The following is a 14,961-nucleotide window of genomic DNA, read 5'->3' on the forward strand; positions in this document are numbered from 1 at the left end:
GGCCCCGGCGTCCGCAATGACATGGATCCCACCTATCCGGCCACCGGCGGGCAGCCCCCCGCCGGAAACGCCATAGGATCGGCAGATCATGACTGCAACTCTCGTCGCCAAGGAACTCGCCGCCGGACACGGTGAGCGCTCCCTCTTCTCCGGGCTCGACCTGGTCGTCGCCCCCGGGGACGTCATCGGCCTGGTCGGCGTCAACGGCGCCGGGAAGTCCACCCTGCTGCGCCTGCTGGCCGGCCTCGACACCCCTGAGCACGGTGAGCTGCGGCTGTCCCCGCCGACCGCCACCATCGGCCACCTGCCGCAGGAGCCGGAGCGCCGGCCCGGCGAGTCGGTACGGGAGTTCCTGGCCCGGCGTACCGGCGTGGCCGCCGCCCAGGCGGACCTGGACTCGGCCACCCAGGGCCTGGTGGACGGCGTGGCCGGCGCCGACGACGCGTACGCGACGGCGCTGGACCGCTGGCTCGACCTGGGCGGCGCGGACCTCGACGAGCGCGCCCAGGAGGTCGCCGACGACCTCGGCCTCTCGGTCGGCCTGGACCTGCCGATGACCGCCCTGTCCGGCGGCCAGGCCGCCCGCGCCGGCCTCGCCTCCCTGCTCCTCTCCCGGTACGACGTCTTCCTCCTGGACGAGCCCACCAACGACCTGGACCTGGACGGCCTGGAACGGCTGGAGCAGTTCGTGAAGGGCCTGCGCGCGGGCACGGTGGTGATCAGCCACGACCGCGAGTTCCTCGCCCGGACCGTCACCAAGGTCCTCGAACTCGACCTGGCCCAGCAGCAGATCAACCTCTACGGCGGTGGCTACGACGCCTACCTGGAGGAGCGGGACACGGCCCGCCGGCACGCCCGCGAGGACTACGAGGAGTACGCCGACAAGCGGTCCGCCCTGGAGGGCCGGGCCCAGATGCAGCGCAACTGGATGGACAAGGGCGTGCGCAACGCCCGCCGCAAGGCCACCGACAACGACAAGATCGGCCGGAAGCTGCGCGGCGAGTCCAGCGAGAAGCAGGCGGCGAAGGCCCGCCAGACACAGCGGGCGATCGAACGGCTGGAGGTCGTGGAGGAGCCCCGCAAGGAGTGGGAGCTGCGGATGGAGATCGCGGCGGCCCCGCGCTCCGGCTCGGTGGTGGCCACCCTGCGCGAGGCGGAAGTCCGGCGCGGGGAGTTCCGGTTCGGTCCGGCCAGTCTGCGGATCGACTGGGCCGACCGGGTGGCGATCACCGGCGCCAACGGTTCCGGCAAGTCCACCCTGCTCGCCGCCCTGCTGGGGCGCCTTCCGCTGGACTCGGGTTCGGCCACGCTCGGTTCGGGGGTGCTGGTCGGCGAGGTGGACCAGGCCCGGGGGCTGTTCCTGGGCGACGAGCCGCTGCTGGAGGCGTTCTGCGCGGCGGTCCCGGACACCGAGCCGGCCGAGGTCCGGACCCTGCTGGCCAAGTTCGGCCTGAAGGCCGCACACGTCCTGCGTCCGGCGGCCACCCTCTCCCCGGGCGAGCGCACCCGCGCGGCCCTCGCACTGCTCCAGGGGCGCGGGGTGAACCTGCTGGTCCTGGACGAGCCGACGAACCACCTCGACCTTCCGGCGATCGAGCAGCTGGAATCCGCCCTGGATTCCTACGAGGGCACGCTGCTGCTGGTCACCCACGACCGCCGGATGCTCGACGCGGTCCACACCACCCGCCGCCTGGAGGTCTCGGCCGGCCGGGTCACCGAGGTCTGACCGGCCAGACCGTTAAAACCGGTCAGACGGCCGGGGGGCCGGGGGGCGGCGGGTGCGGGCCATCCTGGTGGCGACCAGGGTGCGCGGGAGGTGGCGGACGGCCGCCGCGTACGCCTGGTAGCGCCAGCCGGTGATGCTGAGCGGGCGGCGCAGGCCCAGGTCCTTCAGGGCCCGGGCCACCACCGCGTCCGCCTCCAGCCAGTAGGACTCGGGCAGCGAGCTCATGTCCACGCCGGCCCGCTCCTGGAATTCGGTGCGGGTGAAGCCGGGTACCACCGCGAGCACCCGGACCCCGTACGGGGCGAGGTCCACCCGCAGGGATTCGCTGAACGCGGTGAGCCAGGCCTTGGCCGCGCCATAGGTGCCGGTGGGCAGCAGGCCGGCCACCGAGGACACGTTGAGCACCGCGCCGCGGCGGCGTTCGCGCAGCCCCGGGATGATCGCGTGGGTGAGCTTCAGCGGGACCTTGACCAGCAGGTCGAGCATCCGCTCCTCGTCCTCGACCGGGTTGTACGGGAAGGGGGCCGGGAGCCCGAATCCGGCGTTGTTGACGAGGATGCCGACCGGGCGGGCGGGGTCCGCGAGGCGGTCGGCGACCGTGCTGCACTGGGCGGGGTCGAGCAGATCGGCCGTCAGGACCTCGCAGCCGACGCCGAATTCGGCGGTCAGGGCAGCGGCGGCAGCCCGGAGGCGGCCGGTGTCGCGGGCGACCAGGATCAGATCGCAGCCCTTGGCGGCGAACCCGCGGGCGAAGGCGGCGCCGAGGCCCGAGCTGGCGCCGGTGATCAGAACGGTGGTCGGGGCGGAGGTCGGGACGACGGTCGGGGCGGCGGTGCTCAAGGGGAGGGTCGCTTTCCGGTGAAGGTGGCGGTGGGGGCAGCGGCGTAGGCCTGTGCGACGGCAACGAGGAATCGTTTCTCTTCGTCGAGATCGCTGCCTTCCGCTGCCGCTGAGGCGGTGGACAGGTAGACCGGGGACTCCTCGCCCTGCTGCTGCGGCAGCCCCGCCAGTTTCGCCTGCCGCGCCTCGTTGAGTACGCAGGCCAGCGCGGCGGCGTCCCGTCGCGGGCCGGGGATGCCGGCCGCCGCGACATGGCCGCGGGCCAGCTCCGGGACGCCCGGGGCGACGTACTCGTTGAGGATCAGGATCGCGTCCCGGGTCTCGATGACCTTCCGGTACGCCAGCAGGGTGCGGGGCACCGGCGGCCAGAGCAGTTCACCGAGCCGGCTGCTGCTCCCGGGGGCGGTAAGGACCACATGCGGCACGGCCTGCACCAGGTCGCGCCAGAGCGGCCACAGCCGCCAGGCGACGGCGGTGTCGGCCAGGGTGCGGCGCAGCACGTACAGGGTGGGCACCAGGATGGCGGCGGCCCGCAGCAGCCCGTGCAGGTTCATCAGCAGCGGCATCCAGGGCATCGGCCAGACCGTGCCGAAGACGGCCTTGAGCAGGTAGGCGAACCAGAACAGCCCGGTGAGGGCGGTGCCGAGGCCGAACAGCCGCAGGCCGGCGGCCAGTCCGGGGCTGTCGGTGCGGCGGCTGTAGCGCCAGCAGACGAACACGCAGATGGTGTTGGCGAGCAGATGCGCGGAGATGAGGACGAGCCAGTAGGCGAGCGAGGGCACCGGGTCGCCCTTCGGCGGCATGCGGTGGGTGCCGTGGGAGCCGGCCACCAGATCCAGTGCGACCAGCGTGCCGAGGTAGACCACGGTGGCGGCACAGGCGGCACGTTGGAGGAGGCGGCCACCGGTGGTGGCGGCGACGAAGTAGAGCACGGCGCCGGCCGAGAGGACGCCGATGAAATTGCGGGTCAGCCCGACCGTGTGCCCGTGGCCGGGGTTGCGCATCGCGTAGTCCACGACGGCGGGGAGATTGAGGGTCATGGCCGCTGCGGCGGTGGCCACGGCCAGCAGCAGACCGCGCTGCTCGCGGCAGCGGACGGCGGAGCGGGTGCGGATCAGGATGGCGGCCCAGAGACAGACCACGCTGGGGACGGCGAGCCAGTCGCCGAATGCGGTGAGGCCGGAGGTCATGGGCTATCGCACGCCCATCGCGGTCTCCAGGCGTTCCAGGGTGCCGCCCGGGCTGCCGCCCGGCGGGTGCAGGCCGGCCCGGGCGCGGATCATGCTGGCGAGCATCTCGGCTTCCTGCTCCTGCCGGGTGGTGTAGTTGGTCCGGCCCAGGATCCTCGGGACAGCGTCTGCTGCGTCCTCGCCGTCTTCGCCGTCTTCGCCCGCCAGCGCGTTGTGCCCGAAGAGGATGTGGCCCAGCTCGTGGAGGACGATGTGCTCGCGGTGCAGCGGGGAGGTCTGGGCCTCGTAGAAGACGAAGTCGGCGCTGTCGGTGCCGACCCACAGTCCGCAGATGCCGGATTCGGCGGCTTCCCGGGGCAGCGGGTGCAGGAGTATGGGGCGTCCGCGCTGCTCGGCCATGCGGGCGCAGAGTGCGTCGACGGAGAACGGCTCCGTCAGATCGAGATGGCCGAGAATGGTTTGGCAGCGCCGGCGCAGTTTCAGGTGCCGGAATGGCATGTGCTCCCTCTTCGAACCCTTTCCCGGGCAGCGGTGATAGGCGGGGGCGGATGGTTCCATGACGTCCTGAGCCTTCGGGGCGGCCTCGGGGAGTGCTCCTGAGGGGAGTTCATGAAGGCCCGCCCGCCTGCGGCGGACGGGCCTTCCGTCATGCTTACCGATCTTGCCGGGAGGTTGGCAAGGGAACGCCCTCGTCCGGGGTGCTATTCGGCCACCCCGGCCGCCCCATCAACGCTTGCGGTTGCGCCCGCCTCCCTCGCCGCCGCCGGTGAGGCCGGCCCGGCGCAGAGCGTCGGCCATCGCGCTGTTGGCGGGCGGCGGCGGGGTGCTGCCTTCGCGGCGGTTGCCGCCGCTGCCTCCATTGCCGCCGTTGCCGCGCTGCTGCGGCGGGCGTCCGCCGCCGCGCCGGTCGCCGCGGTCGCCCTGGTCGCCGCGGTTGCCGCGCTCGCCCTGCTCCTGGCGCGGCCCCCGGTCCTGCCGGGACTTCGGGCCGGAGCCCCCCTGGCCCCCGGGACCGGCCGCCGCGGACTCGTCGTCCAGTCGCAGGCTCAGCGAGATCCGCTTGCGCGGAATGTCCACGTCCATGACCTTGACCTTGACGATGTCCCCGGGCTTGACCACGTCCCGCGGATCCTTGACGAAGGTCTTCGACATCGCCGACACATGCACCAGGCCGTCCTGGTGGACGCCGATGTCGATGAAGGCGCCGAAGGCCGCGACATTGGTGACCACGCCCTCCAGGACCATCCCGGCGGCCAGGTCGCCGATCTTCTCGACGCCCTCCTTGAAGGTGGCCGTCTTGAAGGCGGGGCGCGGGTCCCGGCCCGGCTTCTCCAGCTCGCGCAGGATGTCGGAGACGGTCGGCAGCCCGAAGGCCTCGGTGACGAACTCCTCGGGGCGCAGCGAGCGCAGCACCCCGCTGTTGCCGATCAGCGCGGCCACCTCGCCGCCCGCCTTCTTCCCCATCGCCCGGACCACCGGGTAGGACTCCGGGTGCACGCTGGAGGCGTCCAGCGGGTCGTCCCCGCCGCGGATCCGCAGGAAGCCGGCGCACTGCTCGTACGCCTTGGGGCCGAGCCGGGCCACGTCCTTGAGGGCCTTGCGGCTGCGGAAGGGCCCGTTGGCGTCGCGGTGCGCGACGATGTTCTCGGCGAGTCCGCCGCTGATGCCCGACACCCGCGACAGCAGCGGTGCGGAGGCGGTGTTGACGTCCACGCCGACGCCGTTGACGCAGTCCTCGACCACCGCGTCGAGGGAGCGGGAGAGCTTCACCTCGGACAGGTCGTGCTGGTACTGGCCGACGCCGATCGACTTGGGGTCGATCTTGACGAGCTCGGCGAGCGGGTCCTGGAGCCGGCGGGCGATGGAGACCGCGCCGCGCAGCGACACGTCCATGTCCGGGAGTTCCTGGGAGGCGAAGGCGGAGGCCGAGTACACGGAGGCGCCGGCCTCCGAGACCATCACCTTGGTGAGCTTCAGCTCGGGGTGGCGGGTGATCAGGTCGCCGGCCAGCTTGTCGGTCTCGCGGGAGGCGGTGCCGTTGCCGATGGCGATCAGCTCGACCGCGTGCTCCTTCGCGAGCCGGGCCAGCTTGGCGAGGGATTCGTCCCACTTGTTGGCGGGGACGTGCGGGTAGATCACGTCGGTGGCGACCACCTTGCCGGTGGCGTCCACGACGGCGACCTTGACGCCGGTGCGGAAGCCCGGGTCCAGGCCGAGGGTGGCCCGGGTGCCGGCCGGTGCCGCGAGCAGCAGGTCGCGCAGGTTGGCGGCGAAGACCCGGACGGCCTCGTCCTCGGCGGCGGCGCGCAGCCGCATCCGCAGGTCGATGCCGAGGTGCACCTGGATCTTCGTACGCCAGGCCCAGCGGACCGTGTCGGCGAGCCACTTGTCGCCGGGCCGGCTGCCTTCCGAGGGGGCCGCGATCCCGAAGCGGCGCGCGACCATGGGCTCGTACGTGGACGGCAGCCCGGGCGTGTCGCTCGGCTCCTCGGGCTCGAGGGTGAGGTCGAGCACGTCCTCCTTCTCGCCGCGCAGCATGGCGAGGACGCGGTGCGAGGGGAGGGCGGTGAAGGGCTCGGCGAAGTCGAAGTAGTCGGCGAACTTGGCGCCGGCCTCCTCCTTGCCCGCGCGGACCTTGGCGGCGAGCCGGCCGCGGCCCCACATGCGCTCGCGCAGTTCGCCGATCAGGTCGGCGTCCTCGGCGAACCGCTCGGTGAGGATGGCGCGGGCGCCCTCCAGGGCCGCGGCCGGATCGGCGACGCCCTTGTCGGCGTCGACGAACGCGGCGGCGGCTGCCGCCGGCTCGACGGACGGGTCGGCGAGCAGCCCGTCGGCGAGCGGCTCCAGTCCGGCCTCGCGGGCGATCTGGGCCTTCGTACGCCGCTTGGGCTTGAAGGGCAGGTAGATGTCCTCCAGCCGGGCCTTGGTGTCGGCCGCGTTGATCCGGGCCTCCAGCTCGGCGTCCAGCTTGCCCTGGTCCCGGACGGACTCCAGGATCGCCGCGCGGCGGTCCTCCAGCTCGCGCAGATACCGCAGGCGCTCCTCCAGGGTGCGCAGCTGGGCGTCGTCGAGCATCTCGGTCGCTTCCTTGCGGTAGCGCGCGATGAACGGGACGGTGGAGCCGCCGTCGAGCAGCTCGACGGCGGCCTTGACCTGCCGCTCCCGTACGCCGAGTTCCTCGGCGATCCTGCCTTCGATGGACGTGGTCACGATCTCGGTCCCGCCTTCGTCTGTGCCTGGAGCCGCCAATTGTGGCAGGTGGCACCGACGGGAGGGGTCAGGCCTTGCCGAGGAGGTCCCCGGGGAAGGCTCCTGCGACGACGGCCTGGAGGACGAAGGCGCCGCCGAGCTCGGCGAGCCGGTCCAGGCCGGCCGCGCCGAGGTGCGCGTACGGTGCGGCGTCCAGGCGGTCGGTCTGGGTCTCGAGCTCCTCGCGGAGCTCCTTGCCCGCGACGGTCAGCTCGCCCGCCTCGTCGAGCAGGCCGCGCTCGCGGAGGCGGGCGGAGGCGGCGTCGAGGTCCTCCTGGTCCCAGCCGCGGGTGGCCTTCAGCCACTTCCGGGAGAAGCCCTTGCCGGTGGCGCTGTGGCTGACGAGGGCCTCCAGCGGGTCGAGGCCGACGGTGAGCAGGGCGGTGATGTGGCCGTCGCCGCGGTGCTCGCGGAGCAGGGTGGTGGCGTACCAGAGCCGCAGGTGCGGCTCCTCGGGGACGGGGAGGTCGGCGTGGGCGGAGTAGAGGGTGCGGCCGTGGCGGCTGCAGGCCTCGGTGGCGCGCAGGGCCAGTGCGGCGGCCTCGGCGAGTTCGGCGGAGGCGATGGCCTCGGGGCCGAGGAGCCGGCGCAGGGTGGCGTCGACGGCCCGGTAGCGGGCGGCGATGACCTGCTCGGGGGAGGCGGTGTCCCAGACGGCGGGGAGGTGCCGGGCGATCAGGTCGTAGCGGTAGTTGTAGAAGGTGGCGGCGACGGTGCCGGCGCCGACGGCACCCATGGCGGCGGACCGGGCGGCGAGGTTGCGGGCGACCGGGTCGGTGAGGCCGAGGGCGGCGAATTCCTCGGCGCTGTCGGGTGAGAAGTACACGGTGGCGTGGATCGGGTTGATGGCACCGTGCCAGGCACGGCGTGCGGCTAGCGGCTCAAGGGTCATGCAGGGCAGGTTACCGACTGCTTAGTACGGCGGGAAGCCCGGACGGGCGGGGCCGCTGCGCGGAGCCTTCCCCCACCCCGCCCTTTCCCGAAACCGGGGGCAAGCCCCCGGCCCCCCACGGGGCTGCGCCCCCGCGCCCGCCGGGTGCACGAGTTCCGCCCGGCACCCAGGTCCGGGGCGGAGCCGCGGCCCGGGCCCGGCCCCTGCCCGGCACCCGGGTCCGGGGCAGGGCCGGGGCCCCGGTCCCGGTCCCGGTCCCGGTCCCGCTAGCGGTAGTCGGCCCATGCGGCGGTCAGGCGGGAGGTCAGGTCGTGTAGGCGGGGGTCCGGGAGGGTGAAGGGGAGGCGGATGTGGGTGTCGTGGGTGCCGGAGGGGTCCGTGGTGGCGCCCGGGACCAGTTCGACGCCGTGGCGCAGGGCGACCTGCGCGAACACCGACGCGTCGGCGCCGTCCGGGAGGCGGACCCACAGCGCGCCGCCGCCGGCCGGGCGGTCCCAGTGCCAGTCGGGGAGAGCGGCGGACAGCAGCGATTCCAGCAGGGCCAGCCGGGCCCGCAGCGTCACCGCGCGGGCGGCGCGCAGGGCGTCGACCCCCGGCAACAGCCGTACGGCAAGCGCCTGGTCCAGCAGCGGGCTGCCCAGGTCCGCGAGGGTCTTGAGGCGGGCCAGCCGCTCCACCACGGGCGCGGGGCCGCGCAGCCAGCCGATCCGCAGCCCGCCCCACACCGTCTTCGCCAGCGAGCCGATGGTCAGGATCTCCGCACCGGCCGGCGCGAGCGCAGCCACCGGCGGGGGTTCCGCTTCGTCCCACAGCCGGGTGTCGTACGCCAGGTCCTCGACCAGCGGTACGCCCTCGGCCGCGGCCAGCGCCGCGATCCGTTCCCGGCGCGGCCCGGACATGAGCACGCCCGTCGGGTTGTGGAATGTCGGCGTCAGGTGGGCGAGCGCGGCACCCGGCAGGGCCGCGCGGAAGTCCGGCACGCGGACCCCGTCCTCGTCCAGCCCGACCCGCCGGGGCCGGGCCCCGGCGGCCAGGTAGGCGTCCAGGCAGCCCGGCCAGCTGGGGGTCTCCACCACCGCTGCGGAGCCGCGGCGCACGTACAACTGGGCGGCCAGTGCGAGTGCCTGGGTGGCGCCGGTGGTGACCAGGACCTGTTCCGGGGTGGTGCGCAGCCCCTGTGCGGAGTACCGGTCGGCGACGGCCGCGCGCAGCTCGGGGAGCCCGGCCGGGTGATAGCCGGACTGCCCGAGCAGGGCGTCCAGTCCGCCGTCGGCGAGCAGCCCGGCGAGGGCGTGGCGGAGCTCGGGGGCGGCGCCTTCGGCGGCGACCGAGAGGGAGATCACCCCCGCTCCGTCGATGAGCCGCTGCACCAGCGCGGCCGAAGTGCCGCCCCGTACCCGCCCGTCCACCGGCCGGACGGCTGCCCGCGGCAGTGCCGCGATCCGGGTTCCGCTTCCGCGCCGGCTGGCGGCGGCGCCCCGCTCGCGCAGGGCGTCGTACGCCGAGACGACCGTGGCCCGGCTCACCCCCAGCGCGGCGGCCAGCGCGCGCTCCGCTGGCAGCCGGTCGCCGGCCGCCAGGTCGCCCGTACGGACCGCGCCGTACAGCGCGTTCGCGAGCCTGCGGTAGAGCGGGCCGGGGCCGGTGGTCCAGCTGCCCAGGACGCCGTCCAGCTCGGCCGGCGTCCAGACGCGCGGGGCGGAACGGTCCACTTCGGCCTCCATTGGTCCGGGCGTACGGGCACCCGTCCCACCAGGCTAAACCGCATGGACCGCAGCACACTTCTCGCTTTTCTCCTCGCCGCCACCGCCCTGATCCTGATCCCCGGCCCCAATCTGTTCCTGATCGTCACCCGCAGCGCCGCGCAGGGCCGGCGGGCCGGACTGGCCACCGCCGCCGGGGTGGAGACCGCCACCCTGGTGCACCTCGCGGTGGCGGTGTCCGGGGTCGCGGAGCTGATCACCCGCTCCCCCGCCGCGTTCCTGGTCCTGAAGTACGCGGGGGCTGCCTACCTGCTCTTCCTCGGCGTACGGGCGCTCCGCGGCGGTACGGCCCTGCTCGGCCCGGCGGACGGGCCGCACGTCCGGCTGCTGCGCGCCTATCTGGAGGGCGCGCTGGTGAACCTGCTCAATCCGAAGGTCACGCTGTTCCTGCTGGCGTTCCTGCCGCAGTTCGTGCGGCCCGAGGCCACCGACCCGGGCGCCGAGATGCGACTGCTCGCCGCGGTGTTCCTGCTGCTCGCCGTCCTGTTCGACCTCGGCTACGCCTGCTCCGGGGCCCTGCTGGCCCGCCGGCTCCGGCGCAGCCCGCGCGTCCTGGCCCGGCAGCACTGGGCGGTGGGCGGGGTGTACCTGGCCCTGGGCGCCCTCGCGGCCCTGCCCGGCGGCATGTGAGCCGCGGCCCGTGTGGAAGAGTGACGGGCCGGATTCGGTTGACGGCAGGACGAGCAGGACGAGACAGGACGAGCAGGGGGGCGGACGGCATGAGCACGGCCAGGATCGCGATCGTGACGAGCGAGGTCGGCATCGAGGAGGACGCGGAGCTCCCGCTGATCGTGGACGCGCTGCGCGCGGCCGGGTCGGCGGCGGAGGCGGTGGCCTGGGACGCGGACCCGGCGGTGTGGGCGGGGTTCGACCTCGCGGTGATCCGGTCGACCTGGGACTACACCGACCGCCTCGACGCGTTCCTGGCCTGGGCGGACACGGCGTCCCGGGCCACCCGGCTGTGGAATCCGGCTCCGGTGGTGCGCTGGAACAGCGACAAGCGCTATCTGCGGTCGCTCGCCGAGGCCGGGGTCCCCGTTGTGCCGACGCGGTTCCTCGCGCCCGGCGACCGGGTCCGCGAGGAGGACTTCGACACGGCCGACACCGGGCTCTGGGCCGATGGGATGGCCGACGGGATGGTGGTCAAGCCCACGGTGTCCGCGGGTGCCCGGGACACCGCACGCTACGAGCCAGGCCGGACGGCGGATGCCGTAAGCCACGCCCGGATGCTGCTGGACCGGGAGCGGGCCGTGATGGTCCAGCCGTATCTGCGGGGTGTGGAGGCGGGCGAACGCGCCCTGGTGTTCTTCTCCGGCAGCTTCAGCCACGCCATACGGAAGCAGCCGCTGCTGACCGAGCCCGGCGTGATCGACAACAACCGCGTGGCCCACCCCGGCGCGGCCCCGTACCGGCCCACGGAGGCGGAACTCCACACCGCCCGGGCGGCCCTGGCCGCGGTTCCGTCCCCGACGGTCCCTCTGATCGCCCGGGTGGACCTGGCGTTGAACGGGCATGGGGACCCGGTGGTGATGGAACTGGAACTCATCGAACCGAACCTGTTCCTGGACACCACCCCGGACGCCGTCCACCGCTTCACCAAGGCCGTCATCGCAAGATCGTGACGGCCGAATGGCGATCGTGTGACATGGGCGGCCATGGACATGACGTGGGGCTTCAGGGGTGAATACGGTCGAACGGAACAGCGCCCCCTACCCCTTGGAGCTTTTCGTGCACCGCAAAGTCATCGCCCCAAGCGTGCTCGCCGCTTCCCTCCTGCTGGTGATCCCGGCGTCGGCGGCGAATTCGGGTCCGGGCGCAGCGGGTATCGGTGATCCCTATTACCCGGCCAGCGGCAACGGCGGCTACGACGTCTCGCACTACGACCTGCGGCTCCAGTACCAGCCGAAGACCGATCAGCTGGAAGGCACCGCCACCCTGCTGGCCACCGCCAAGCAGGACCTGTCCCGCTTCAACCTGGACTTCGGGCTGAAGGTCAGCGAGGTGCGGGTCAACGGGGTCAAGGCGAAGTTCGCCACCTCCGGGACCCAGGAGCTGGAGGTGACCCCGGCCGCTCCGCTGGCGAAGAACAAGCCGCTGACCGTGGTCGTCAAGTACGCCGGGAAGCCCTCCGAGTTGAAGGTGGACGGCTGGACGGCCTGGCACCGTACGCCGGACGGCGGAGTGGCCGCGCAGGAGCCGGATTCGGCCATTTGGTGGTTCCCGAGCAATGACCACCCGCTCGACAAGGCCACCTTCGACGTCTCCGTCAACGTGCCCGACGGCACCCAGGCCATCAGCAACGGCGTGCTCCAGTCGCAGAGCTCGAAGCTCGGCTGGACGCGCTGGAACTGGCGGTCCAACAAGCCGCAGGCCACCTACCTGGCCACGCTCGCCATCGGCAAGTTCGACATCACCACCGACAAGACCGCCTCCGGGCTGCCGATCCTCAACGCGTACAGCAAGGACCTCGGCGACAACGACGGTGCGGCGCGCGCGAGCATCGAGCGGACCGGCGAGGTCGCGGAGTGGCTGGAGGGCGTGTTCGGGCCGTACCCCTTCAATGCGCTCGGCGGCTACGTGCCGAACGTGACCAGCGGCTACGCGCTGGAGACGCAGACCCGGCCGTTCTACAGCCCGCGCCAGTTCGCCAATGGCGCCAACGTCTCGGTGGTCGTGCACGAGCTGGCCCACCAGTGGTACGGGGACAGCGTGTCCGTGGACCACTGGAAGGACATCTGGGTCAACGAGGGCTTCGCCCGCTACAGCCAGTGGCTGTGGTCGGAGAAGGAGGGCGAGGGCACCGCCCAGGAGCTCGCCGACTGGGTGTACGCCACCCGCCCGGCGGAGGACCCGTTCTGGCAGGTCAAGCCGGGTGACCCGGGGCCGGACAACCAGTTCCACCTCGCCGTCTACGACCGGGGCGCGCTCGCCCTCCAGGCGCTGCGGAACGAGATCGGCGACGAGAAGTTCTTCGCGATCCTGAAGGGCTGGCCGACCGAGCGCAAGTACGGCAACGCCAAGGTCAACGACTTCGTGCGGTACGCGGAGCGGGTGTCCGGCAAGCCGCTCGCCGAGCTGTTCGAGACCTGGCTGTACACGGCGGGCAAGCCGGCCGCCGGCCCGGTGGCGAAGACGCCGGCCGCGAAGCCGCGCACCTTCGCCTCCCCGGCGAAGCCGGCGGCCGAGCCCAGGTCATGGAAGAAGATCGCCGCGACCAACACCGTGCACGAGCACCACGACGGTCACTGAGCCGTACGGTCACTGAGCCGTACGCTCACGCCCGGTGGCGGCGCGCCACCGGGCCCGGGCCTCCCGGGCCACCGGGAGGTACCGCCACCGCTCCGGCAGCAGCGGTACGAGGTTGCGTACGACGGCACTGAACCGCCGGAGCCGGCGCTCCTGGGCCGGGGTCCACTCCAGGCCCAGGGCGGCCCGCGCGTCGGGCGGCATGTAGCCGACAGTGGCGAAGGCCCGGAAGCGCAGGAAGAGGCTGCGCAGCAGCGGCCAGGCGAGCCGCGTCAGCACGCGCAGCGGCAGCGGTCCGCCCTCGGGGCGGGGCAGCGGCAGGTCGGTGGCGAGGAGTTCCCGGGCCACCGGGGTGAGCTCGATCTCCTCGGCGAGCATGCGCCGGTAGTAGGGCCAGAACTCCTCGATGGTCTGCGGCATGTCACGGTCGTGCAGGCCGAGGATCCGGCCGACCTGGAGCCACTCGCGGTACAGCTGCCGCTCCTGCTCCGGGGTGAAGCGGCGGTAGAGGTAGCGGGCTGCGTGCCGGTACACCGGGAAGCCGGTGGCGTGCACCCAGGAGTAGCAGGCGGGGTCGAGGGAGTGGTAGCGGCGCCCGCGGGTGTCCGTACCCTGGATGTCCTTGTGCAGCCGGCGGACCCGGCGGCCCTCCTCGACCGCCGCCTCCCCGCCGTACACCCACAGCTGGACGGAGCGGATGGAACGCTCCCCGCGCCCCCACGGGTCGGTGCGGAACACCGAGTACTGGTCCACGCCGGCGCCGATCGCCGGGTGCGCGACCTGCATGGTGAAGGCCGGCGGCAGCATCAGCAACTGCCGGATATCGCCGGAAATGGTCCAGAGCACTCCGCCGGGCGGCGGCGGCTCGGGGTCCTGCCTCATGCGTCCCCTCCCAGGGTCGATCTTCCTCCTCCCAGTATGGCCATGGCCTGTCAAGATTCCCGGTGCACGGGTGTTACCCAGAGGTAACTGCGGCTGCTTTGATGGCGCGGTCGATCTTCCCCACAGGACTGATGGAGACCGCATGCCCCTCACCGAGCACCTCCGCAACCGGGCCGCCGCCACGGCCGTCGCGGCCGTGGCCACCGCCGCACTCGCCGCCACCGCCACGCCCGCCGCCTCCGCCGCCGAGCAGGCCGCGGACGCGACCCCCCGGCTCAGCGTCCTGTCTTATAACGTGTTCCTTTTCAGCAAGAGCCTCTACCCGAACTGGGGCCAGGACCACCGGGCCGCCGAGATACCGAAGACCTCGTTCTACAAGGGCCACGACGTGGTCGTCATCCAGGAGGCCTTCGACAACGCCGCCTCCGACGCGCTGAAGGCCAACTCGGCGGCGCAGTACCCGCACCAGACCCCGGTGGTCGGCCGCAGCAAGAGCGGCTGGGACGCCACCGGCGGCGCCTACTCGACGACCACCCCGGAGGACGGCGGGGTCACGATCCTCAGCAAGTGGCCGATCGTGCGCAAGGAGCAGTACGTCTACAAGGACGCCTGCGGCGCCGACTGGTGGTCGAACAAGGGCTTCGCCTACGTGGTGCTGAACGTGAACGGCGCCAAGGTGCACGTGGTCGGCACGCACGCGCAGTCCACCGACCCGGGCTGCTCGGCGGGCGAGGCGGCGCAGATGCGCAGCCGCCAGTTCAAGAACATCGACGCCTTCCTCGACGCCAAGAACATCCCGGCGAACGAGCAGGTCATCGTGGCGGGCGACATGAACGTCGACTCGCACACCCCCGAGTACAACTCGATGCTCGCGGACGCCGGCCTGGCCGGCAGCGACGCGCGCACCGGGCACACATACTCCTTCGACACCCGCGACAACTCCATCGCGGCCTACCGCTACCCGACCGACCCGCGCGAGGACCTGGACTACGTCCTGCACCGCACGGGCCACGCGCGGCCGGCCGGCTGGACCAACGACGTGGTCAAGGAGCAGTCGGCGCCCTGGACGGTCTCCAGCTGGGGCACCTCCTACACCTACACCAACCTCTCCGACCACTACCCCGTGATCGGGCGCTGACCTGATGCCCTGCCGTCCCCGGGAATCGGCGCCAC

12 protein-coding genes are annotated in these 14,961 nt (G+C 72.8%); 5 read left to right on the plus strand and 7 right to left on the minus strand.

Translation table 11 applies throughout. The features are described from left to right. The first annotated feature begins 88 nt into the window (after nt 1-88). Nucleotides 89-1,726 carry an ABC-F family ATP-binding cassette domain-containing protein gene (locus tag ABT123_RS18325; RefSeq protein ID WP_351315228.1) on the plus strand — a complete coding sequence of 546 codons (1,638 nt, stop codon included), beginning with the start codon at nt 89-91 and terminating at the stop codon, nt 1,724-1,726. A 12-nt stretch (nt 1,727-1,738) separates the two neighbouring features. Here the strand turns inward: ABT123_RS18325 and ABT123_RS18330 are convergent, their stop codons facing one another. The 6 genes from ABT123_RS18330 to ABT123_RS18355 all read right to left on the minus strand — a co-directional run bounded on the left by ABT123_RS18330 (nt 1,739) and on the right by ABT123_RS18355 (nt 9,609). Then, nucleotides 1,739-2,566 (minus strand): SDR family NAD(P)-dependent oxidoreductase, encoded by an 828-nt coding sequence (locus tag ABT123_RS18330; protein ID WP_351315231.1) that lies wholly within the window; start codon nt 2,564-2,566, stop codon nt 1,739-1,741. Next, nucleotides 2,563-3,756, minus strand: coding sequence for an MAB_1171c family putative transporter (locus tag ABT123_RS18335; RefSeq protein ID WP_351315234.1), 1,194 nt, complete (start codon nt 3,754-3,756; stop codon nt 2,563-2,565). Before ABT123_RS18335 ends, ABT123_RS18330 begins: the two co-directional genes overlap by 4 nt. Nucleotides 3,757-3,759: 3 nt before the next feature. Then, nucleotides 3,760-4,254: a hypothetical protein gene (locus ABT123_RS18340; RefSeq protein WP_351315237.1), complete on the minus strand. Its 495-nt coding sequence runs from the start codon at nt 4,252-4,254 to the stop codon at nt 3,760-3,762. Nucleotides 4,255-4,482: 228 nt separating this feature from the next. Then, a complete protein-coding gene (locus ABT123_RS18345; RefSeq protein ID WP_351315240.1) occupies nt 4,483-6,966 on the minus strand; it encodes a Tex family protein in 2,484 nt (827 codons plus the stop codon). Between the two features lie 67 nt (nt 6,967-7,033). Continuing rightward, nucleotides 7,034-7,897, minus strand: coding sequence for an SCO6745 family protein (locus tag ABT123_RS18350; protein WP_351315243.1), 864 nt, complete (start codon nt 7,895-7,897; stop codon nt 7,034-7,036). 266 nt (nt 7,898-8,163) lie between these two features. Next, nucleotides 8,164-9,609 (minus strand): aminotransferase-like domain-containing protein, encoded by a 1,446-nt coding sequence (locus tag ABT123_RS18355; protein ID WP_351315246.1) that lies wholly within the window; start codon nt 9,607-9,609, stop codon nt 8,164-8,166. A 54-nt stretch (nt 9,610-9,663) separates the two neighbouring features. On the opposite strand from ABT123_RS18355, the gene ABT123_RS18360 reads away from it, so the two are divergent. From ABT123_RS18360 to ABT123_RS18370, 3 genes are all read left to right on the plus strand, one after another. After that, nucleotides 9,664-10,290 (plus strand): LysE family translocator, encoded by a 627-nt coding sequence (locus ABT123_RS18360; protein WP_351315249.1) that lies wholly within the window; start codon nt 9,664-9,666, stop codon nt 10,288-10,290. An 89-nt stretch (nt 10,291-10,379) separates the two neighbouring features. Then, nucleotides 10,380-11,282: an ATP-grasp domain-containing protein gene (locus tag ABT123_RS18365; protein ID WP_351315252.1), complete on the plus strand. Its 903-nt coding sequence runs from the start codon at nt 10,380-10,382 to the stop codon at nt 11,280-11,282. 106 nt (nt 11,283-11,388) lie between these two features. Next, the gene (locus tag ABT123_RS18370) at nt 11,389-12,909 is read left to right on the plus strand and encodes a M1 family metallopeptidase (RefSeq protein ID WP_351315255.1); all 1,521 of its coding nucleotides are present in this window, start codon (nt 11,389-11,391) and stop codon (nt 12,907-12,909) included. Nucleotides 12,910-12,918: 9 nt separating this feature from the next. Here ABT123_RS18370 and ABT123_RS18375 read toward each other — a convergent pair whose 3' ends face one another. Beyond that, nucleotides 12,919-13,788: an oxygenase MpaB family protein gene (locus ABT123_RS18375; RefSeq protein ID WP_351315257.1), complete on the minus strand. Its 870-nt coding sequence runs from the start codon at nt 13,786-13,788 to the stop codon at nt 12,919-12,921. Nucleotides 13,789-13,930: 142 nt separating this feature from the next. Here ABT123_RS18375 and sph point away from each other — a divergent pair, with 142 nt between their 5' ends. Next, a complete protein-coding gene (gene sph, locus ABT123_RS18380; protein ID WP_351315260.1) occupies nt 13,931-14,926 on the plus strand; it encodes a sphingomyelin phosphodiesterase in 996 nt (331 codons plus the stop codon). Nucleotides 14,927-14,961 lie beyond the last annotated feature (35 nt).

Origin of the sequence: Streptomyces sp. NPDC002054 (genome assembly GCF_040296685.1) — a bacterium.
Lineage (GTDB): Bacteria > Actinomycetota > Actinomycetes > Streptomycetales > Streptomycetaceae > Streptomyces.

Excerpts from the sequence above, each read along its gene's own strand:
- ABT123_RS18360 (WP_351315249.1), top strand. The coding sequence starts at position 9,664 with ATGGACCGCAGCACACTTCTCGCTTTTCTCCTCGCCGCCACCGCCCTG.
- ABT123_RS18335 (WP_351315234.1), bottom strand. The coding sequence starts at position 3,756 with ATGACCTCCGGCCTCACCGCATTCGGCGACTGGCTCGCCGTCCCCAGC.
- ABT123_RS18350 (WP_351315243.1), bottom strand. The coding sequence starts at position 7,897 with ATGACCCTTGAGCCGCTAGCCGCACGCCGTGCCTGGCACGGTGCCATC.
- ABT123_RS18375 (WP_351315257.1), bottom strand. The coding sequence starts at position 13,788 with ATGAGGCAGGACCCCGAGCCGCCGCCGCCCGGCGGAGTGCTCTGGACC.
- ABT123_RS18340 (WP_351315237.1), bottom strand. The coding sequence starts at position 4,254 with ATGCCATTCCGGCACCTGAAACTGCGCCGGCGCTGCCAAACCATTCTC.
- ABT123_RS18325 (WP_351315228.1), top strand. The coding sequence starts at position 89 with ATGACTGCAACTCTCGTCGCCAAGGAACTCGCCGCCGGACACGGTGAG.
- ABT123_RS18365 (WP_351315252.1), top strand. The coding sequence starts at position 10,380 with ATGAGCACGGCCAGGATCGCGATCGTGACGAGCGAGGTCGGCATCGAG.
- sph (WP_351315260.1), top strand. The coding sequence starts at position 13,931 with ATGCCCCTCACCGAGCACCTCCGCAACCGGGCCGCCGCCACGGCCGTC.